The 19,635-nt window shown below is 63.3% G+C and carries 22 protein-coding genes and 1 pseudogene; 12 read left to right on the top strand and 11 right to left on the bottom strand.

Going from position 1 to position 19,635, the window contains the following annotated elements; all coding sequences use genetic code 11:
* Positions 1-483: pseudogene (locus GHK62_RS33430) on the top strand (hypothetical protein); the annotation flags it as partial.
* A gap of 700 nt (positions 484-1,183) precedes the next feature.
* Positions 1,184-1,915, top strand: a complete 732-nt coding sequence (locus tag GHK62_RS01000; protein WP_153436505.1) for a thermonuclease family protein — start codon at positions 1,184-1,186, stop codon at positions 1,913-1,915.
* A gap of 30 nt (positions 1,916-1,945) precedes the next feature.
* Here GHK62_RS01000 and GHK62_RS00995 read toward each other — a convergent pair whose 3' ends face one another.
* The 3 genes from GHK62_RS00995 to GHK62_RS00985 all read right to left on the bottom strand — a co-directional run bounded on the left by GHK62_RS00995 (position 1,946) and on the right by GHK62_RS00985 (position 4,840).
* Positions 1,946-2,830, bottom strand: a complete 885-nt coding sequence (locus tag GHK62_RS00995; RefSeq protein ID WP_184108550.1) for an aminoglycoside phosphotransferase family protein — start codon at positions 2,828-2,830, stop codon at positions 1,946-1,948.
* A gap of 174 nt (positions 2,831-3,004) precedes the next feature.
* Positions 3,005-4,273, bottom strand: coding sequence for an NAD(P)/FAD-dependent oxidoreductase (locus GHK62_RS00990; protein WP_153436504.1), 1,269 nt, complete (start codon positions 4,271-4,273; stop codon positions 3,005-3,007).
* 102 nt (positions 4,274-4,375) lie between these two features.
* Positions 4,376-4,840: an Lrp/AsnC family transcriptional regulator gene (locus GHK62_RS00985; RefSeq protein ID WP_180938312.1), complete on the bottom strand. Its 465-nt coding sequence runs from the start codon at positions 4,838-4,840 to the stop codon at positions 4,376-4,378.
* 220 nt (positions 4,841-5,060) lie between these two features.
* Between GHK62_RS00985 and GHK62_RS00980 the strand changes: the two genes are divergently transcribed.
* Positions 5,061-5,780 carry an aspartate/glutamate racemase family protein gene (locus GHK62_RS00980; RefSeq protein ID WP_153436502.1) on the top strand — a complete coding sequence of 240 codons (720 nt, stop codon included), beginning with the start codon at positions 5,061-5,063 and terminating at the stop codon, positions 5,778-5,780.
* Between the two features lie 179 nt (positions 5,781-5,959).
* Here GHK62_RS00980 and GHK62_RS00975 read toward each other — a convergent pair whose 3' ends face one another.
* On the bottom strand, positions 5,960-6,364 hold the full coding sequence (locus GHK62_RS00975; RefSeq protein WP_153436501.1) for a winged helix-turn-helix transcriptional regulator: 405 nt from the start codon (positions 6,362-6,364) through the stop codon (positions 5,960-5,962).
* A 155-nt stretch (positions 6,365-6,519) separates the two neighbouring features.
* Between GHK62_RS00975 and GHK62_RS00970 the strand changes: the two genes are divergently transcribed.
* Positions 6,520-7,407, top strand: a complete 888-nt coding sequence (locus GHK62_RS00970; RefSeq protein WP_153436500.1) for an SDR family oxidoreductase — start codon at positions 6,520-6,522, stop codon at positions 7,405-7,407.
* 149 nt (positions 7,408-7,556) lie between these two features.
* A complete protein-coding gene (locus GHK62_RS00965) occupies positions 7,557-8,168 on the top strand; it encodes a 2-hydroxychromene-2-carboxylate isomerase (protein ID WP_153436499.1) in 612 nt (203 codons plus the stop codon).
* Positions 8,169-8,375: 207 nt separating this feature from the next.
* Here GHK62_RS00965 and GHK62_RS00960 read toward each other — a convergent pair whose 3' ends face one another.
* The 4 genes from GHK62_RS00960 to GHK62_RS00945 are packed head-to-tail and all read right to left on the bottom strand — an operon-like array spanning position 8,376 to position 10,965.
* A complete protein-coding gene (locus tag GHK62_RS00960) occupies positions 8,376-8,882 on the bottom strand; it encodes a DoxX family protein (RefSeq protein WP_380784557.1) in 507 nt (168 codons plus the stop codon).
* 4 nt (positions 8,883-8,886) lie between these two features.
* Positions 8,887-9,687, bottom strand: a complete 801-nt coding sequence (locus GHK62_RS00955) for an HvfC/BufC N-terminal domain-containing protein (protein WP_153436498.1) — start codon at positions 9,685-9,687, stop codon at positions 8,887-8,889.
* Positions 9,674-10,603 carry an MNIO family bufferin maturase gene (bufB, locus tag GHK62_RS00950; protein WP_153436497.1) on the bottom strand — a complete coding sequence of 310 codons (930 nt, stop codon included), beginning with the start codon at positions 10,601-10,603 and terminating at the stop codon, positions 9,674-9,676. The genes GHK62_RS00955 and bufB overlap by 14 nt, the downstream gene beginning before the upstream one ends.
* A 38-nt stretch (positions 10,604-10,641) precedes the next feature.
* A complete protein-coding gene (locus GHK62_RS00945; protein ID WP_153436496.1) occupies positions 10,642-10,965 on the bottom strand; it encodes a BufA1 family periplasmic bufferin-type metallophore in 324 nt (107 codons plus the stop codon).
* A gap of 255 nt (positions 10,966-11,220) precedes the next feature.
* Between GHK62_RS00945 and GHK62_RS00940 the strand changes: the two genes are divergently transcribed.
* Both GHK62_RS00940 and GHK62_RS00935 read left to right on the top strand, forming a co-directional pair.
* Positions 11,221-11,754, top strand: a complete 534-nt coding sequence (locus tag GHK62_RS00940; protein WP_184108549.1) for a sigma-70 family RNA polymerase sigma factor — start codon at positions 11,221-11,223, stop codon at positions 11,752-11,754.
* A gap of 1 nt (position 11,755) precedes the next feature.
* Positions 11,756-12,394 carry an NrsF family protein gene (locus GHK62_RS00935; RefSeq protein WP_153436495.1) on the top strand — a complete coding sequence of 213 codons (639 nt, stop codon included), beginning with the start codon at positions 11,756-11,758 and terminating at the stop codon, positions 12,392-12,394.
* A 19-nt stretch (positions 12,395-12,413) separates the two neighbouring features.
* On the opposite strand, the gene GHK62_RS00930 is transcribed toward GHK62_RS00935, so the two are convergent.
* The 3 genes from GHK62_RS00930 to GHK62_RS00920 all read right to left on the bottom strand — a co-directional run bounded on the left by GHK62_RS00930 (position 12,414) and on the right by GHK62_RS00920 (position 15,281).
* On the bottom strand, positions 12,414-12,839 hold the full coding sequence (locus GHK62_RS00930; protein WP_153436494.1) for a DUF983 domain-containing protein: 426 nt from the start codon (positions 12,837-12,839) through the stop codon (positions 12,414-12,416).
* A gap of 195 nt (positions 12,840-13,034) precedes the next feature.
* The gene (locus GHK62_RS00925) at positions 13,035-14,432 is read right to left on the bottom strand and encodes an aminotransferase-like domain-containing protein (protein WP_153436493.1); all 1,398 of its coding nucleotides are present in this window, start codon (positions 14,430-14,432) and stop codon (positions 13,035-13,037) included.
* 96 nt (positions 14,433-14,528) lie between these two features.
* Positions 14,529-15,281 carry a pyridoxine 5'-phosphate synthase gene (locus GHK62_RS00920; protein ID WP_153436492.1) on the bottom strand — a complete coding sequence of 251 codons (753 nt, stop codon included), beginning with the start codon at positions 15,279-15,281 and terminating at the stop codon, positions 14,529-14,531.
* Between the two features lie 182 nt (positions 15,282-15,463).
* On the opposite strand from GHK62_RS00920, the gene GHK62_RS00915 reads away from it, so the two are divergent.
* The 5 genes from GHK62_RS00915 to GHK62_RS00895 all read left to right on the top strand — a co-directional run bounded on the left by GHK62_RS00915 (position 15,464) and on the right by GHK62_RS00895 (position 19,468).
* Positions 15,464-16,168, top strand: coding sequence for a DUF899 family protein (locus tag GHK62_RS00915; protein ID WP_153436491.1), 705 nt, complete (start codon positions 15,464-15,466; stop codon positions 16,166-16,168).
* A 245-nt stretch (positions 16,169-16,413) separates the two neighbouring features.
* Entirely contained in the window at positions 16,414-17,523 is a 1,110-nt protein-coding gene (locus GHK62_RS00910) for a hypothetical protein (protein ID WP_153436490.1), read from the top strand.
* A 376-nt stretch (positions 17,524-17,899) separates the two neighbouring features.
* Entirely contained in the window at positions 17,900-18,565 is a 666-nt protein-coding gene (locus GHK62_RS00905; RefSeq protein WP_153436489.1) for a MerR family transcriptional regulator, read from the top strand.
* 292 nt (positions 18,566-18,857) lie between these two features.
* The gene (locus GHK62_RS00900) at positions 18,858-19,097 is read left to right on the top strand and encodes a hypothetical protein (protein ID WP_153436488.1); all 240 of its coding nucleotides are present in this window, start codon (positions 18,858-18,860) and stop codon (positions 19,095-19,097) included.
* A gap of 17 nt (positions 19,098-19,114) precedes the next feature.
* On the top strand, positions 19,115-19,468 hold the full coding sequence (locus tag GHK62_RS00895; protein WP_153436487.1) for an EF-hand domain-containing protein: 354 nt from the start codon (positions 19,115-19,117) through the stop codon (positions 19,466-19,468).
* Positions 19,469-19,635: the final 167 nt, after the last annotated feature.

Raw genomic sequence — 19,635 nt, 5'->3', positions numbered from 1 at the left:
GGCGACAACGGCGGCGGCGACAACGGCGGCGGCGACAACGGCGGCGGCGGCCAAAGCGACAATGGCCAAGGCGACGACAACAAGGGCGGCGACAAAGGCAAGGCCGACGGCAAGGACAAGGACAAACCCGGCGCTAAGAGCAAGGACAAAGCCGGCGCCAAGAGCAAGGACAAGGCTGGCGGTAAGGGCAAGGACGAAGCCGGCGGTAAGGGCAAGGACAAGACCGGCGGTAACGGCAAGGACAAGACCGGCGGCAAAGGTAAGGGCAAGGCTGGCGATAAGGCGCCCGGCAACGGCGGCGACAAAACGCCCGGCAAGGGCGATGACAAGGCGCCCGGCAAGGGTCAGGACAAGGGTCAGGACAAGGCACCTGGCAAAGGCGACGACGGCGCAGGTAAAGGCGGCCAAGCCAACAATGGTAAAGGTAACGGCGGCGGTGACGGAATTCCCGGCAAGTCCGAGCAAAGCGACGCCAATCGTTGATGGATGCATGGCGCGTTCGAATGAACGCGGCACCGTGCGCACTATATAAAAGCGCGCGCGGCAGGAATCTCTCCGCTTTCAGGCCTCACCTGAAAGCGGACTGCCCTGCCGAGATTGGCGGGTTCCCGTAGCCTTCATGCGACCGAAAAGCCGCGGGGGCTACAAGGGCCCGCCCCCTTTCTTTAGCTCCGCCCATTCCGACTTCGTTGGCTCCGCCCATTCCGACGGAGCGCGCGGAGCGGCCCTCATCGCCAGCCAGTTTCGCAGGATGAGGGGAGACCGATCCGCCAACTATCGGACCGGCCGGCATTCCCTCCACGGCATATTTCCTTAAATCGTACCCGATCTGAGGGTAGGAACATGCAGCAATTCAAAATGCTACAGCGTCCTTTGCGCGCCTGGTAAGACGCGCGGCGCTGTAGGGCGCAATCGCGCGCTCCAGAGCTTCGCAAGACGGATGCAACGCATTGAATTGCGGATGATTTTCTCGGCAAGCCGCTCTCGATCCGGCAAATCACGGAGCCGGACTATCCCATACAGCTACGCAACAGAAACAAGAATCCGTGAGCCGACACACGCACCGGACGATCTCCGTGTGGCTTCCATGCACGCCCGCCATCGCCCACTTCGGCGGGCGGGATGGCAACCTTTCAGCAACCCCTAGCTCCGATAATGCCGGCGCAATCGAGGACCGAATCGGATGGCCAAGGCGAGTTCAAAGAGACGGAAGCGCAGCGCAAGCCGGAAGGGCAATGGCGGTGGCATGGCGCCGTGGTATGTCGCGGCAGTCTTTGTCATCGGCGGCATCGCGGCCTACGACCATCGGGCCAAACTAGCCGATCTGCCCGGCGCCTCCGAAGTCGTCGCCATGCTTTCGCCGAAAGAGACGAAGACGAGGCCGGTGGTCGCCGCGCGAGCAGCGCCGAGACCGAAAGAGCACACAGGTTCGATCGCCCGGAAACCGACGCCCGTCCCCCCTGCCCTGGTCACCGGAAGGCCGACGCTTGCTCCGCCGGCTCCGGTCGGGCGGCCGATGGAACAGCCAACGCCGCGGTTTGCAGATTCCAACACGTTCTATTTTTGCGGCATTCGCAATGACAACTGCGTGGTCGACGGCGATACCTTCCTCTTCAAGGGCGAAATGATCCTAATCGCCGACATCGATGCGCCGGAGACGAAAGAGGCGAAATGCGAAGCGGAACGCGCGCGCGGCTTCTACGCCAAGCAACGGCTGCGCGAACTGCTGAATGCCGGCAAATTCACGCTGGTTGGGTCGAAGGGCAGCACCGGCAAGGAAGGCGGAGCCCCGCGCCTGGTAATGCGCGACGGACGATCGCTCGGAGACGTCCTGGTCTCCGAGGGGCTCGTGCGCAAACGGGCCGGAGAACCGTCCTCCTGGTGTGGCCGCTCGGTCGCCCGCGTCTCCGGCTGAGTTGGACCCGTTTCACCTTGCGGTCCGCGCTTAGCCGAAACGTTCGTGATCAGTGAGCACAGCCTCGATCACACGGCGCGATTTCTCCACTTCGAGGTGATCGGTGCCTGGAACCTCGGCATAGACGATGAGCGCCTTCCAGAGCGTCCAGCCGCGACCGCGCGCCCAGGTCGCACGGTCGAGCGGCAGCGCGGCGCGGAACACCTCCCGGCTCTCCCCATGAAAAAAGGTCCAGGCGACCGAGAGGTCGCATGAGGGGTCGCCGACGCCGGAGGTGCCGAAGTCGATGACGGCGCTCAACTGGCCGTCCTCGACCAGAAGATTGCCGGAACTGACGTCGCCGTGGAACCAGACCGGCGTGCCATGCCATGTCGAGACGAGCGCCGCTTCCCAGACGGCGCGTGCGGCATTCGTATCGATCCTGCCGTCAAGGGCTTTGAGCGCGCGGCGCGTTTCGGCATCATAGACGGCGAGCGGTCCGCCCCGGAAGAAATTGTGCTGCCCCGGCGGCGGCCCATCGGCAGGATCGACCTTCTGGAGCGCCGTGAGGAACTCTGCCACCGCCGTCGCGAAGGCGCAGAGGTTCGCGATAGGCGCATGGGTCGCGATCTCGCCCTCCCGCCACTTGTAGACCGACCACGGCCAGGGATAGCCCTCGCCCGGCCGGCCCTGAGCCAAGGGCACGGGAATGGAAAGCGGCAGCCGCGGCGCCAGCACCGGCAGCCAGCGCTGTTCCTTTTCGACCTGAAGCGCATAGGGCGCCGCACTGGGCAGCCGCACCGTCATGTCGCTACCCAGATGAAAGGTCCGATTGTCCCATCCGCCGAACCGGACGGGGCGGATCGGAAGATCCGCCCACTTCGGAAATTGCGCGGCGATCAACCGGCTGACGAGAGATGTATCGATGGTTGGCACACCAAGAGTTGCATGTTGTCAGTGAAAGTTAGCAACCTTGTAGGGCATAATGCAGCAAAGGGCAAAACCGGGCTCGCGCAGCCCTAAACTACGGGAATTGGTCACGTTTAGCCTTTCAAGTCGCTTCTGCTGCGTCTTGGCATCGGCTGATGAAAGCCGCGACCACTTTGCTCATCATCGCTCCTGCCGCAGCGTCTCCTTCTGTGTAATCAGCCGGGCGCTGTGCTGGCCGCTGAGATAAATCCATAGCCAGCTCCAGGCGACCGCGAAGCGGCTGCGCGTGCCGATCAGGAAGTAGATATGGGCAATGCCCCAGATCCACCAGGCAAGCGCACCCTTGAGCTTGATCCTGCCGAAATCAATGATCGCGGCACGCTTGCCGATCGTGGCAAGGCTCCCTTGGTGGCGATAGCGGAACGGCCCCGGCACAGGTTTGCCCGCGAGCCTCGAGCGGATCACCCGGGCAACGTAGGCGCCCTGCTGCTTGGCGGCGGGCGCGATGCCCGGCACCGGTTTGCCCTCCTCCTGGATGACCGAGGCGGTGTCGCCAATGACGAAGACATCGCGCAGTCCCGGAACGCTTAGATCCTTTTCGACGATGGCGCGGCCGGCGCGATCCGCCTCGATGCCGAGCCAGCGGGCGGCGGGCGAGGCCTGCACGCCTGCGGCCCAGACCAGCGTGGAGCTCGGCACGAAGACGTCGCCGATCATGACGCCGGCATCGGTGCAGTCGGTGACGGCAGCCCCCGTGCGCACCTCGACGCCGAGTTTTGCGAGCTCGCGGGCCGCGTAGGCCGAGAGCTCCTCGGTGAAGGCGGGAAGAATACGCGGCCCTGCCTCGACGAGCACCACCCGGGCCTGTCGCGTATCGATGCGGCGAAACTCGCCCGGGAGCGTCCGATGCGCCATTTCGGCGATGATGCCGGCGAGTTCCACACCGGTCGGCCCAGCGCCGATCACCGTGAAGGTCAGCAGCGCATCGCGTTTCGCCGGATCCTCCTCGAGCTCCGCCCGCTCGAAAGCGAGAAGCACGCGCCGGCGGATTGTCGTCGCGTCCTCCAGCGTCTTCAATCCGGGTGCCACCGGTGCCCATTCGTCATGGCCGAAATAGGCATGCGTGGCGCCGGTCGCGAGCACCAGCGTGTCGTAAGGGACCGGCTTGCCACTGGTCAGGATAACGCTCTTGTTAGCCGGATCGACGCCCACCACCTCCCCGAGCAGCGTGGTCACCTCCGGCCGGTCGCGATAAAGGTTGCGGATCGGCCACGCGATCTCCGAGGTCGCCAGCAGTGTCGTTGCCACCTGGTAGAGCAGCGGCTGGAAGAGACGGTGGTTGCGCTTGTCGATCAGCGTTATCCGGACGGGCGCGCCACGAAGGTCATTGACAAGCTGCAGCCCGCCAAAGCCTCCGCCGATGACAACGACGTGATGTTTTTCCTGCATCGCATTCCGCCTCGTTTCGGAAACTGTCCGCCTTCGGAAGGCGGTACGCAACCGCCTGTTCGGCATGGCTCCCCTGCAATATAGTTCGCGCCCGACAGGACGCTACTCAGCGTAACCGACCGGCACGGCCGTACCGCTTTTCAAGACTTCCATGGAAATGGAGGCGGAAACGTCGAAGAGTTCCACCTTGCGAACGATCTGCTTGTAGACGACGTCGTAATGTTCGACGCGCGGCAGCACGACCTTGACGATATAGTCGTAGTTCCCCGTTAACCGGTGTGCCTCGACGATCTCGGGAATATCACTGATCGCGCGCCGGAATTTTTCGATCCATTCGTCGGAATGATGCGCAGTCTTGATCAGCGCAAAGACCGTGGTCGGCACGCCCATCTTTTCCCGGTCGAGCACGGCGATGCGCCGCGCGATATAGCCCGCCTCCTCCAGTCGCTGTATGCGCCGGGAACAGGCGGAAAGCGACAGGTTCACGCGCTCCGCAAGGTCGCTCATGGCCACGCTGCCATCCTCCTGCAGGAGCGCCAGCAGCTTCCGGTCTCTCTCATCCAACACGCCAGTGACTCCTCGCTGCCGACCCATTTGACGCCAATGATTTGCGGAAAATGCGACAGTGACACAAATATTGCGCGCAGATTTCCCCAGATCTCTCCATCAAAGCAAACAAATCCGGTCAAAGCCGCGCCATACTTTTAGCAATGGAACGGGATCAGAAGGTGGCAAGACACGATCTTCTTCGTCCCGCTGTTAACGTCTGGTTAAGAACGAGGGAACCATGGAAATGCGCAAGATCGGTCTTATCGGCGGCATGAGCTTCGAGAGCTCGGCGGTTTACTATCGCATGGTCAACGAGGCCGTGCGCGAGCGCTTGGGCGCGCTGCATTCGGCCGAAGTGCTGCTTCACTCGGTGGACTTCCAGAAGATCGTCGACCTGCAGAAGGCCGGCCGCTGGGACGACGCCGCTCAGCGCCTCTCCGACGTCGCGCGCGGGCTGAAGTCCGCCGGCGCGCAATGCGTTTTGATCTGCACCAACACCATGCACCTGATTGCCGATCAAGTGCAGGCATCGGTTGACGTACCGCTGATCAACATCATCGACGAGACCGCGGAGCGGTTGAAGGCGGCCGGCAGCCGCAAGCCGCTGCTGCTTGCCACGCGCTACACGATGGAGCACGGCTTCTATGCCGAGCGCATGAAAAGGCACGGGATCGAGTTGATGGTCCCGGATGCCGAGGGCCGCACGCTCACCCACAACGTCATTTTCGACGAGCTTTGCGCCGGCAAGGTGCTGGCGGCGTCGCGCCGGGCGCTGGTCGCCCTCATCGAGAAGGCCAAGGCCGAAGGCGCCGACGCCGTCATTCTCGGCTGCACCGAGATCTGCCTCATCCTCGACTCCGCCGATCTGCCGCTGCCGGGCTTCGATTCCACCGCCATCCATGCCGAAGCCGCCGTCGAATTTGCGCTCGGCGGTGAAGCGGTGAGCTGCGCCGCGTAAGCTGCGGCGCGAGCTCGCTTTTCAGCTACAGACACTGGCAAGTGCTTCTGGGCCCGGCAGTCAAACCGTCGTCCGGAGGCGCGAAGAATTCACACGGTATTTAGCCAGATAAATGCGATTTCAGCGAGTGCGACGCGGCCGAAGCAACGGTAAGCAAACAAGATCATGTTCGCAACGGCTCATGCCACCGCGTCATACTCCGCCCGCGCCTTGCGGATCGCATCGTGATTTTGGAGCGACCAGTCGACGAACAGTTTAAGCGGCACGAGAAACGACCGGCCGAGATCGGTGAGACTGTATTCCACGCTCGGCGGCTGCGTCGGGTAGACCGTGCGGCTCAGGTATCCATCGCGCTGCAGGTCGCGCAGCGTCTGCGTCAGCATGCGCTGCGAAATGTCCGGGATCAGCCGCCGGAGCTGTGAGAAGCGCAAAGGGCCTTCGGCGAGCGAGAGGATCATCAGCGAGTTCCACTTGCCGCCGATATTGTCCATCACGTCACGCACCGGACAATTGGCCATATCCATCGGCACGCCGCACACCATTACCACCCGCTTCCCCTTTACCGCGCCTGTCGTCCTGTTCATGGCGGTATCCTTTCCGTAACCACCGCAGCAAAAACTGCCTTCTTTACAGCTCTTAGCAGATTACGGGATAAGAGCAAATCTCAAAAAGAGACCAGCGCTCGCAATGATCTCAACACTCGGTGAGAGATGGCTGGAAGGCGAACGAAAGGAAGACCATGTCCGAAACATTGCTCGTAACCGGCGCTGCAGGTCAGCTCGGTAAGCTCGTGCTCGATGCGCTGCTCGCGTCCGGCAAAGTGAGGCCGGCCGACATTATCGCCGCCAGCCGCGACACCACGAAACTCGCCGCCTACGCCGCCAAGGGCGTGCAGACCCGCGCAGCCGACTTCGACGACCCCGCTTCGCTCGAAAGGGCATTTGCCGGCGCCGACCGCATTCTCATCATTTCGACTGACGCGTTGGGTCAGCCGGGCAAGCGGCTGCAACAGCACCTGAATGCCGTGGCCGCAGCCAAGAAGGCCGGTGCCAAGCATATCCTCTACACCTCCATGCCGAACCCGGAAACCTCGATCATCCCCTTCGCGCCCGATCATCTCGGCACCGAAAATGCCATCAAGGAGACCGGCATTCCCTACACGATCCTCAGGAACGGCTGGTACATGGAAAACCTCTTCATGGCCCTGCCGCACGCCCTTGAAACTGGGCAGTGGTTCTCCTCCGCCGGTGCCGGCCGTCTCGCCCACATCGCCCGCAGCGACGCGGCCGAAGCGGCGGCGGCGGCACTCCTCTCCGGCTCCACGGAAAGCCGCACCTATACGCTCACCGGCGCCGGACTGCACTCGACCGACGAGATCGCCGCGCTCGTCGCCAGCACCACGGGCAAGGAGCTCGAGGTCGTCCACATTTCCGATGAAGCGCTCGCCGGTGGCCTCAAGGGTGCCGGGCTGCCCGACGTCCTGATCCCGATCGTGGTCTCCTTCGACAGCAACACCCGCGAAGGCCATATCGGCATGGTGACTGAGGATTTCGCCTCGCTGACCGGCAAGACGCCCATCAGCCTCCCGGCATTCCTCGAAGCGAGCAAGGCAACGCTTCTCCAATAAGCCCTCCGCACAGCCCCGGTCTCAACCGTCCGGGGCTTTTTGTCGAAGGCTGCATTGGCGAGCAATGTCCGGGCTCTATCTACCTCTCCTGCGTTCAACACGCGACTACAGCGCTGAGCGGACACTCATGCAGCAGGGGAGGAAGAGCAATGACGGCACCGATCGACTTCTGGTTCTCGATAGGAAGCCCTTATACCTTTCTGGCGGTCATGCGGCTTACTGAAGTCGCCGCAAGGGCGGACGTCGAGGTTCGCTGGAGGCCCTTCGACGCCCGCGCGATCCAGCTTGATGCAAACGACGTTCCCTTCGCCGACAGGCCGCTCAAGGCGGCCTATATGTGGCGCGACATCGAGCGGCGCGCCGCGAAGTTCGGCCTGCCCTTGAGGCTGCCTATCCCCTACCCGCTGGCCGAGTTGGAGCAGGCCAACCGCGTCGCGGTGCTCGCCGCCGGTGAAGGCTGGTGCCCGGCCTATGCGATGGCCGCCTACCGCCGCTGGTTCGTCGACCGCGACCCTGCCGGCAGCGAGCCGAACCTCACGGCGAGCATCAGGGAAGCGGGACAGGACCCCGCCCGCGTTCTGAAGCAGGCAAACTCCGGCGCCGTGGTCGAGGCGCTCGACGCAGCGACCAGAGAGGCGAAGGAGATCGGCATCTTCGGTTCGCCCTCCTTCGTCTCGGATGGCGAACTGTTCTGGGGCCACGATCGCCTGGAAGATGCGATCGAATGGCAGCACAATCTGGATCTGGGAAACCCGGGGTGAAACCTAATCGTCGCGGCGCATCGGGTGGCAAGTTGCCCCTCATCCGCCTGCCGGCACCTTCTCCACGTTTTGACGGGGAGAAGGGATATGCCGCACCCGCCAGGTCCCCTCTCCGCAGACGGCAAGAGGGATCTCAAGCGGCACAACGGGTCCCTTGTCCCCGCTTGCGGGGAGAAGGTCGCGGCAGCGGGATGAGGGGCCGATCGCCTATCGGTTTCCCCTCCCGGACGCAATCCACCGGTCCATCGACAACCTGCCCGCACCCCAAGCAATGACCCCAAGCGCCATCGCCGCCCAGGTCAAGTGGATCGGCCATCCATCCGGAACGGTGAGCTGGATGACAATCGTCATTGCGAGAAGTCCGAGCGCGACGAGGCGCGTCGCCAACCCCAGGACAAGAAGCGTCGGCAGCAGCACCTCCGCGCAAGCGACCACGAAGGCCGTCGTGGCCGGCGCCGGGAATGCATAGGGGCCACCCGGCAGGTGCAACTGGAACTCCGAGGTGAAGAGCAGGACGGCCACATCGTTGAGCTGCAGGAAGCCGTCCCATTTGCTCATGCCCGAGCGCCAGAAGGGTACGGCAAGTCCCAAACGCAAGGCAAGCTGGGCGAGAGAGATCGGCGCAATGGCGGCAATCAGGCCGTCGATCCGGCCGAGCCAGCCTCCGCCGCCCCAGTTTTCGTGTCTTTCGAAGAATTTTGGTACGAGAGTCACCGTCTCATCCTCCCTGGCGAACCGCGGCAAGGGCCCCGGCCTCAAGCATCACGACAATGGCAGTTGCGAGATCGAATTCCGGACAGCGCGCACTTGCCGTCGCGGCAGCACTTCCGAGCGGCTCGGCTGACAGGAGACTGCCGAGGAAGACATCGGCGCCCGGCGGAAGGCGGCGAACCTCAACGTCGAGCGCCGGTCTCGTTACAAGCGCGTTCTCCGGCTCCCTCGTCTCGATGCGGCCGACCGGGCCGCTGCCGCGGTTTGCGGAAAAGATCGTCACCGCCGGATAGGCCGAGCGGACCAAGCGCGTTGACGGGTGCGCCTCGAGGACAACGTCGCGAAGCGCTTGTGCCGGAAACGACGCCAAGGCATATGGCGTGAGGACAGGCGCGTCCGCCGCATGATAGGCGTCGAGCCAGGCGCGCTCGATGCGGGCAACGTCGGCCAGCCACGGCATCGATCGCGCATATTCGTAACGCTCGATGAAGGCGGGAAAGTCCCGGCCGTACTCGAAGAGAAGCGGCGACGTCGGCGGCCTCTCCCGCACGTGAAACCGGGCCATTGCGCGAAAGAAGGCCTCCCCGGTGACGCGCATCGTCGCGGGAAATGCCGCGGCGAGCGCGTCGATCAGGCTGACAGTCACGTTGTTGCGATAGACGTTGAAGCGCCTGTTGGCGGCCTTGCCCCTCGGTCCGGCGACGAGGGCGGGCGTGGGGCAGCCGGGATCGAGCAGCGCTGGTACGAAGCCCTCCGGATAACCCAGACTGTTATCGGTCAGGGAAAGACCTTCCCTAGCCGCGCGCATGGCTCTTCTCCCGCAGGAATGCGCCGGCGTGCCGATCGAGGATCGCTTGTGCCGCCACAGCTTCCGCCTTCAGCACCGGCCAGTGGGGAATGGCGCTGTCCCATTCGATGAGCGTCGGGATCGGCCCGCACCGGCCGATCACGATGTCGAAAAGCGTCCAGACCGCGTCGGCGACCGGTCCGTCGTGGCTGTCGATCAGGAGGAGTTCGCCCTCGTCGTCCTCTTGCTCGGCGTGGCCAGCCAGATGGATCTCGCCGACATGTTCGAGCGGATAATCCGCGAGATAGTCGAGGGCGGAAAAACCATGATTGGTTGCCGAGACGAAGACATTGTTGACGTCGAGCAGCAGGCCGCAGTCCGTGCGCCTGACCAGTTCGCCGATGAACGCGGTTTCGCTCATCGTTGATTCCTTGAAGAGCAGATAGGTCGACGGGTTCTCCAGCAGTATCGGCCGCCCGATCGTCTCCTGAACCTCGTCGATATGGTCGGCGACACGCCGCAGGGTGGCTTCGGTATAGGGCAGAGGCAAAAGGTCGTTGTAATAGGTCGTGGCGTGCGTCGACCAGGCGAGATGCTCCGAGACAAGCGCGGGCTCGTATCGCTCGATCAGTCGCGCGAAACGGTCGAGATGGGCCTTGTCCAGCGGCTGCGGTCCGCCGATTGACATGCAGACGCCATGAAGAGAAACCGGATAATCCTGTCGTATTCGCGCGAGCGCCGCGTGCGGCGGCCCGCCCTCGCCCATGTAGTTTTCCGCGTGAACCTCGAAGAAGCCACGCTTGTCCGCCTGCTCCTCGAGAATGGATGTGATGTGCTCATGCTTGAAACTGGTGCCTGCCAGTCCGTCGATCGAATGCGCCGGAAATCGGGAGCCTTCCGACGCGCCACGATCCGCGCGAATTGCCAATTTGGCCATCGTCGCCTCCGCTTTCCGGCGCTTGTGTTGCATCTGAATTAAGAGGGAAGATCGCGCGACAGCGGTTCCGGCGAGCCCTTGCGGCCGTCCGGCAGGTCCATCGTCGTGCAGGTACCACCGTCGACGAATTTCCAGGCATTGCCTTGATAGTCGACCGTCGACGTGGCTTGGCAGGTCGTGCCCGGGCCGGCCTTGCAGTCGTTCTGGCCCTTGAGCGCGACGCCGTAGCATTTCTCTTTGCCGGCATCCATCGCGGCCTTGACCTGGGCCTCCGTGAGCGGCGCGGCGATCGCGAGCGACGACACCGCAGTTGCCACCGCACTCGCCAGCAGGGCCGCGCTTATAGTGGATTTCGTAGACATGACTTCGTCTCCGTGTTGGTTTCCTGGTGTGCCGTTCCAAGGCACACAGAGGCTCGTTCGCACCAACGGGAGATATGTTACATTCGGCGTCTACACGCTTTCGTGAGCCCGCGTCCCCTGCCAGATCACGATGAAGGGAGGCCGAGGATACAGGCGGAATACCGCTTTACACTCTTCGTCGTCCTATTTTAGCCAAAGGATTGCCGGCGGCGATGTAACGAACGGCAAAGACGAGCGAATTGGGAGGAAGCACTCGTGGACGGCGTGGATGAAAGGAGCCTCGCCAGACTTTTCCATGCGGCGCTCGACGGCGACGAGCGAGCCTATGGCAACTTCCTGCACGAGGCCGCTCGCCTCGTTCGTGTCTGGGCGCGGCGGAGGGCGTTCGGCGGCCCGGATCCGGAAGACATCGTTCAGGAAACGCTGCTCGCCATCCATGTGAAGCGCCACACCTGGCGGAGTGATGGTCCGGTGACGCCATGGCTCTACGCGATTGCAAAGCACAAGCTGGTCGATGCCTTGCGGCGGCAAGGCCGTCATCCTCGGGTTGAGATCAGCGAGATGGAAGACCGGCTGGCCGCCGAGGAAACGGAGACGGCGCGGGATTGGGAGATCGGCCGCGCACTCGAAACACTGACGCCGGGCCAGCGTTCGGTGGTTACGGCGATATCGGTGGAAGGGCGCACGATCGCAGAGACCGCCCGGAGCCTCGACATGAACGAAACCGCAGTTCGCGTCGCACTTCATCGTGGCCTTACTGCCATCGCCAGGCGATTTGGACGAGACTGACATGGAGACGCACGAACTCATCAAGGGTCTTGCTGCGGACAGCCGGCGAACCGGCATGCCAATGAACACCGCCTGGTGGGCCGCTGTCCTTATCGCGATCGCCATCGCCGCGGCGGTCTTTTTCGCGCTGCTCGGTCCCCGGCCAGACATCGCCGGCGCCGCCCAGACAGTCCGGTTTCTCTTCAAATTCGTGGTGACGATCGCCCTTGCCGCAAGCGCCTTTGTCCCTTTGCGCATGCTGTCGCGCCCGGAGACCGATCCGCGCGGCGGGCTGCTCTATCTGGCCATCGCCCCGGCACTCATCCTGGCGGGGGTTGCGATCGAGCTTGTCGTCGCACCCGCCGAAACGTGGTTGACCAGGCTTGTCGGGACGAACAGCCTGGTTTGCCTGACCTTCATTCCGCTGATCGGGGTCGGCCCGCTCGCGCTGCTTTTGCTCGCGCTACGCCACGGTGCCCCGTCCCATCCGGCGCTCGCCGGTGCGATCGCAGGGCTTACGGCCGGCGGCATCGCAGCGACGTTCTATGCCTCCCATTGCACCGACGATTCACCCCTGTTCGTCGCGACCTGGTACACGATCGCAACCGCAATCCTCGCACTTCTCGGAACCCTCGGCGGCCGCTACGTCGCCCGCTGGTGACGCGTCGGCCGCATCGCAGTCAGGAGGTCGCGCTTGCCTTTGGCCCTTCCGGCGCCGGCGGCAGGGCCCTACGCACGACCTTGCCTTCTTCCGCCTTGTAGAAGAACTGGCTGGCGACCAGCCAGCCCTTCAGCGGCCGCAGCGGCGGGAGGCAGGTGAGAAGCATGAAGGGACCGGTCGTCAGCAGATGCACCCACAGCGGTGCGGCAAACTGCACCTCCAGCCAGACGCCGAGGAAGACGCTCGGCACGCAGGCGAAGCAGATGACGAAGAAGGCCGGGCCATCGGCCGGATCGGCGAAGGAATAATCGAGCCCGCAGACTTCGCATTCCGGGCGGAGCTTCAGGAAGCCTTGGAACAGATGCCCCTGGCCGCAACGCGGGCAGCGGCCGCGCAGGCCCGTCTGCAACGGCGGAAGGGCCGGCCAATCTTCGTGTGAAGACATTGTCTTTCCTTTCCAGGATCGCGTCGGCGGCAGGCAGGTGCGCATTTCAAATGCGCTCGTTCGGTGCCGACATGCCGGGTGGCCGCGGACAATCCGCGCCCTCGCCGGCTTCGGAAACAATCAGCCATACAAAGCATACATTGTCAAATTATTGTATGCATAAACGCCTGCGACAATTGCGCCGGATTTCGGCGCTCAGACGACGAAGTTTACCGCAGCCGGCGATTGCAAGAGAAGATCGGCGATGATGGCGAGGCTGCGCTCAAGCTCCGCGCGTGTCTCCGCTGCCCCCAGCCCCAACCGCACCGCCTCGGGCGGATTGGCGAGCGCAAACGCATCGCTGGTGACGATGCTGATCCCGGCTGTACGCAGGCGGGCGGTGAACTCCCCGCGTGTCCAGCCGGGGGGCAGCGTGAGCCAAAGGTGAAAGGCCTCCGGATCGGTCAGCACGCGATCGGCCGGCAGGATTTCCGCCGCGATCCGCTGGCGCCGTCCGGCCTCTGTGCGAATGGCCGCAAGCACCGCATCCGCCGTTCCATCCTCGATCCAGCGCGTGGCGATCGCCGCCGAAAGCGGCGAGGCCATGCCGGCAGTCGCGCGGATCGCGCCTTCGAGGCCAACGGAATTTGCGCCATCCGGAACGACGAGATAGGAGATGCGGAGCGCCGGTGAGAGGCACTTGGCCAGCCCGGCCACGTAATAGACGAGGTCAGGAGCAAGCGTGGCGAGCGGCGGTACGGGTTCAGTCGGCAGCGCGCCATAGGCATCGTCCTCGATGATCGCAACGCCGTGCCTGCGGGCGATTGCGATGACCGCCTCCCGGCGCTTGAGCGACAGTGTCGCCGTCGTCGGGTTATGAAGCGTCGGGTTGCAGTAGAGCGCCTTCGGCCGGTGCTTGACGCAAGCGGCCTCGAACGCCTCGGGCAAAAACCCCTGCTCATCCACCGCAATAGCAGCAAAGCTTATCCCGAGATGGGCCGCGAGCGACCGCAGTCCCGGATAGGTCAGTGCCTCGGCGCAGATCACGTCGCCGCGCGCGGCAAGCATGCTGACCGTGGCGAGCAGCGCCCCTTGCGTACCGGGGCAGATGAGCACACGCTCCGCCGCCACCTCGCCGAGCCTCGGCCGCAGCCAGGTCGCCCCCGCCGCTTTATCCGACAGGGCGCCACCGACCGCCTGGTAGCGCAGCAGGAGCTCCAATCCCCGCTCGTCCTCAAGGGCATCGATGCCGCCCCACATCCGGGCGATGAGTCCCGGATCGTCGAAGAGAGGCGGCAGGTTCATGCTCATGTCGACGAGCCCGCCGCCGGACGATCGGCCGCCATTCTTTCGCCGCGCCTTGACATACGTGCCCTGCCCCACGCGGCCTTCGACCAGTCCCCGCGCCCGCGCCTCGTTATAGGCGCGGCTGACGGTGGTGAAATCTATGCCGAGCACGCCCGCAAGCGCCCGCTGCGGGGGCAATCGCGTTCCCTCCTTAAGCTCGCCGGCCGCGATATCCGTCGCCAACGCATCCGCGATCGCCAGATAAAGCGGCCCCGCCTCCCTGCTCAGCGCCGGCATCCAGGAAAGACGTGCGTGATCCTTGCCCATCGACAACATCCCGTTTCGACAATGTATGGATATTGCATGGATGCGGCATCCAGAGCAAGCGCCGTCGCATTCGCCTGAATACGACTATTCTTTAGACTAGATCGCCTCGCCGCAGGCACGACGGAAGCGGCGCACCGTCTCCGCCATGCCATATTCCAGCGCGTCCGCCGTCAGGCCGTGGCCGATCGAAACCTCGGCGAGCGCCGGGATGTGTTTTGCCAGCAACGGCAGGTTGGCGACGGTCAGGTCGTGGCCGGCATTGACGGCAAGGCCGAGGTCAAGCGCGATTTCCGCGGTGCGGCCGAGTTCTGCAGCGATCCGCTCGGCCTCCTCGGGCTCGTCATAGCAGCCGCCATAGGGGCCGGTATAAAGCTCGATCCGGTCCGCCCCGGTTTCCTTGGCGATCTTCAATGCCTCCGGATCCGGATCGCCATCGGCGAAGAGCGAAACGCGGAAGCCCTTTTTCTTCAGCCGCCCGACTACATTCCCAAGCAGGTTGTGGTTCTTGCGAAAATCCCAGCCGTGATCCGAGGTCGCCTGCGCCGGATCGTCCGGCACCAGCGTCACCTGCTCCGGTTCGTGCCGTTCGACCAGTTGAAGAAAATCCTCGTTGGGGAAGCCTTCCATGTTGAATTCAGCCTGCGGAAACTCGTCGTCGATCAGGTTGCGGATAGGCTGGAGGTCGGAGAAACGGATGTGGCGCTGATCCGGCCGCGGGTGAACGGTCAACCCGCTCGCCCCTGCCTGAAGGGCAATTCGGCCAAGCCCGGTAACGGACGGCCAGGGAAGATCGCGCCGGTTGCGCAGCATCGCGACGGCATTCAGATTCACGGACAGTTTTGCGGGCATGTCGAAACTTTCACAGAGGCGGGCAACATCATTGATGTCGCTGTTCTACCGCGGATTTTATAAAACCGGAATCGCCGTTTTGTATGGCCTCATCCCACGTTTTGACATCACGAAATTATGTTGATATCAACGTTTATCCGGCAAGATGAAGGTAAATCGCATAGAAGCAAGAGGAGGCGATCATGACGACCACATTCATCCCGGCAAACGAACTGGCAGCGCGGAACCATGCCAGCTTTCCCAATGAAAGTGACGACTATCGACGGGCCCGCAATGCGCTTCTGGCGGAGGAAATCGAACTCAGGCGCCATATCGAGCGCGTGGCCGAACTGCGCCGGCAGCTGCCGCCGGGCGGAGAAGTTACCAAGGACTATCGATTCGAGGGCGAGAACGGGCCTGTCACGCTTGCCGATCTTTTCGGCGGCAAGGACACGCTCATCATCTACAGCTACATGTTCGGCCCGCAGCGCGAAAAACCTTGCCCCATGTGCACCTCGTTGATGGGAGCATGGGAGCGCAAGGTGCCGGATATAGAGCAGCGCGTCGCGCTCGCGCTGCTTGCTCGCTCGCCGATCGAACGGCTGATGGCGGCCAAGAAGGCACGCGGCTGGACACGCTTGAAGGTCTATTCCGACGGAGACGGCACCTTTACCCGCGACTATGTCAGCGCCGAGGATGCGGATGTCCCCGGCTACACGGTCTTCACCCGCCGCGACGGCATCATCCGGCATTTCTGGAGCAGCGAAATGAACGGCAAGATGGCCGATCCCGGCCAGGACCCGCGCGGCGCGCCGGACCTTGACCCGCTGTGGACCCTCCTCGACACCACGCCCGAAGGCCGCGGCAAGGATTGGTATCCGAAGCTCGAATATCCCAACGGCGGGTGAAAGCGCCGCCGACCATCGTCGCATTCGCGATCTGCACGCGCTCTCCCGTCACACCTGGCGGGAGAGCGCGATCCTGCCGATGCCCGGCCGCAGGCCTGAGTCGCGTATTTCAGAAAAAGTGCGATTAATTGCCATCGAACCTGACAACCGCCATTTTTGGGCTTAAGGTCCGAATCAGGTTTAAGTTGTTTCTTCCCGGCAATCTTGGTTCCGGCATTCCGCCTTTATCTTGTGGAGCTACATCGATGACGCCAGCCGAAAGGCCCTGCGACGAGACGATCCGGCTGGCGCTGCGCCGGATTCTCGACAGCCGCAGCTTTCGGCGGTCCGAAAGGTTGCGCGCCTTCCTCGCCTATGTCGTCGAAAAGGAAATGATCGGCGAAGGCGCCCAGCTCAAGGGCTATTCGATCGGCGTCGACGTCTTCGGCCGCGACCAGAGCTTCAATGCCGACGGAGACCCCCTTGTCCGCGTCCACGCCGGCAAGTTGCGCAAGCAGCTCAAGGCCTTCTACGACACTGAAGGCGCCAGCGAGAAATGGCAGATCACCATTCCGAAGGGAACGTATGTCCCGGAGTATCACCGCGTGCAAGTCGGCGACGCCGGCGAGGTTTCGGTGAAGCAGGAAAAGGTCGCCAGCCGGTCGTTGTCCGGGCGCCGCGCTCCCTGGCAGCCGGCTCCTTTGTCTTCTCCCTGGGCGGTTCTCAGCGTGCTGCCGCTGCTCCTCTTCGCACCCCTCCCCTCGCCCGAAATGACGCTGGATATCGATGCGGAGGCGAAGCTCGTCGCGGGTCCTATGGCGGCCATCCGCGGCCTGCCGTCAGTCAGCATCAGCGTGTCCGGCCCGGAACATAAAGCCACCAGGCAATTCGCAAATGCACTCCACGAGGCGGCGCTTCGCCACAAGACGCTCGCCAAGGCGAGCGCGGTCAAGGACAAAGGTGCTTCCGCCTCCAGCAATCAGGCTCTGGCTTTCTCGATCGACCTCGCCTGGTACGACGCGCCCGCAGCAGGCATCCGCATCACCCTCTCGCATGATGGTGTTGGCATCCCGCTGCGGCGTGATTTCATCAGCGCGGAACGGCTGACGAGCGAGCCGGACGTTTTTTTCGAAAGTACTTCGCTTGCCGCGCTGCTTTTTGCCGTCGACGGCGAGATCTACGCCCACGCCGCTGCGGAAAGAATCCAGAGCACGCTTATGGAATGCATGACCGCAACGGCGCGCTACCGCCGGCTGCTGACGCGCGACAGCTTTGAGAAGGCGTGGGACTGCCAGCAGAAGCTCGGTCCGCTCAAGGGCGACGAGCCGCTCTTCATCATTTCCGCCAACAGCCCACTCAAGGTCATCGGCCATTGACGCATGTCGCGCGCAATGGATGAGTCCGTGTGCCCCACTGCACTCAGTCCGAAGCTGCGTTTTTCCTGCAATATTAAGGACTGTTCATTTGAGTGATTCGCACTTACCGTGAGTGCGTGCGTTGGATTTCATGCCGGGTTGCTCACTGGAGCACCGCGCGTTCGGGCGAATGCGTGACGGGGCTCCAGCTAACGGACCTGTGGCGACCGGTTTCGTCGCAGGCCTGCACATTGGTCAGCAGTAGCCGTGCTTGCGCACGGATGTGTCCCACGAGCAGCAGGTGTCGAGGTCCACAACCGGCCGGACGCTTGGCTGGACGAACGGTCTCCGCCACAGGGCTGGCGGGTTGCGACGCTCGGAACGGGGGACATTGGAAATGTCGCAGGATTCCAGAAAACACGCAGACGACACTTTCGGCTTTCTGCCGCAACTGCCCGTGCCCTACCATGGTCAGGACGACCGGCTCGCCATCGCCGAGATGGCGGAGGTTTTCGGGGTGACGCACCGGACATTGCATTTCTACGAGGAGAAGGGCCTGCTGACCGCAGCCCGCATGGGACCGATGCGCGTTTATGGCGAGGATCATGTCCGTCGCATGGCGGTGATCAATGCCTGCCGGGAGATCGACATGCCGATCGCCGCGATCCAGGAGCTGATGGCGGGACTTGATCGCGCCGAAAGCCAGGCGCGCGCCGACGAGTTGTTCGACGCCGCCTTGCAGGCCCGTCGCCGCGAGCTCGCCGCCCAGCAATCGATCCTGCGCCGTCAGATGCAAAAGATCGCCGAGTTGCTCGAAGCGAGATCGGTGGAGGGCGAAGACGATCCGACGGGAGCGGAGAATGTCCACCTGTCGCCGATCGAGTCCAATTGCCTCGGTTTCATGGCCGTAGGCTATCCCGCCTCCCGCATAGCCGAGCTGATGGACATGGACCTGACCGCGGCGCTCACGCTGGAATCCGGGATCATCCGCAAGTTCGGCGCACACAATCGCTTTCAAGCCGTCGCCAAGGCCGTTCTCGCCGGCCTCATTGCATCGGAGTAGGGAAGAAAAAACGTTCAGGCCGACCACAAACCGATACAACCTGTCGTAATATTTGACGAGCGGAATAGGCCCTGACAATTGTCACCGCCCCGGTGCGGCAGTAACATTTGGGCACGGCCAGGCACGTCTTTAACGACGACCCGCATGTCTTGCCAGCGATATGCTTCTGACCGAGCAGAAGAGCTTCTCGCTAGCCGAGATGCATATTCAGAAGCTTATTTCCATCCGGCGCCAGAAAATGGCGCGTCCGCCGATCTTTATTGCATGCGCGCGGATATACTTGGAGGAAAAGATGAACAAGCTCACTGTAATGATCCTTCTCGCAGGCGGCTTCGCTTTGTCCGGTTGCCAGTCCATGACGACCTCCAGCACCCGCGCTGGCGAGTTCGGCTGCATCGCCGGTACAGTCGGCGGAGCGGTTGTCGGCGGCCTGGTCGGCTCGACCATTGGCGCGGGAACCGGCCAACTCTGGGCTGTTGGCTCCGGCGCCACGCTGGGCGCGGCAGGCGGCAATGCCTTGACCTGCTATTGATGCGAGGGGCCGGGATCATGAAAAGGATAGTGCTGCTGGCCGCATTCGCACTTTCACAGGCCATTGCGGCCGCGGCGCAGGATCGGCCGGCGGCCATGAACCAGGGCCAGATGGATCGGCTCGACCGCAACAGGAATGGCGCGGTCGACCAGTCCGAGTACGAGTCCTTCATGACCTCCGCTTTCGCGAGCCTGGACAAGAACAAGGACGGCAGCCTGCGCAAAGAAGAAGTGGGCCAGCTTCTGAACGCGCAACAATTTGCCGCCACTGACGCCAACCGCGACGGCAGGCTCACCCAGAGCGAGTTCCTGAACAGGGTCATGGCCGATTTCAAGGCCGCCGACCGCAGCGGCGACGGCCATCTTCAGTAGGCGCGCGGCCGCCTGTGATTGTTATGCGCCTTGCACGTTCAAGGGAACGGGCAAGAAGAGAAGCCCAGCTTCATGTACCCCGCCTCTGGATCAAGAGTGCGTTACTGTCCCCTTTGAACGCAACGCCCCGTCTTCGTGCGATCGCCACAGCTTTATCCATGTAGAGC

The organism is Sinorhizobium terangae (assembly GCF_009601505.1).
GTDB classification, from domain to species: Bacteria; Pseudomonadota; Alphaproteobacteria; order Rhizobiales; family Rhizobiaceae; genus Sinorhizobium; species Sinorhizobium terangae.
This window is presented reverse-complemented; position numbering and strand designations above follow the sequence as displayed.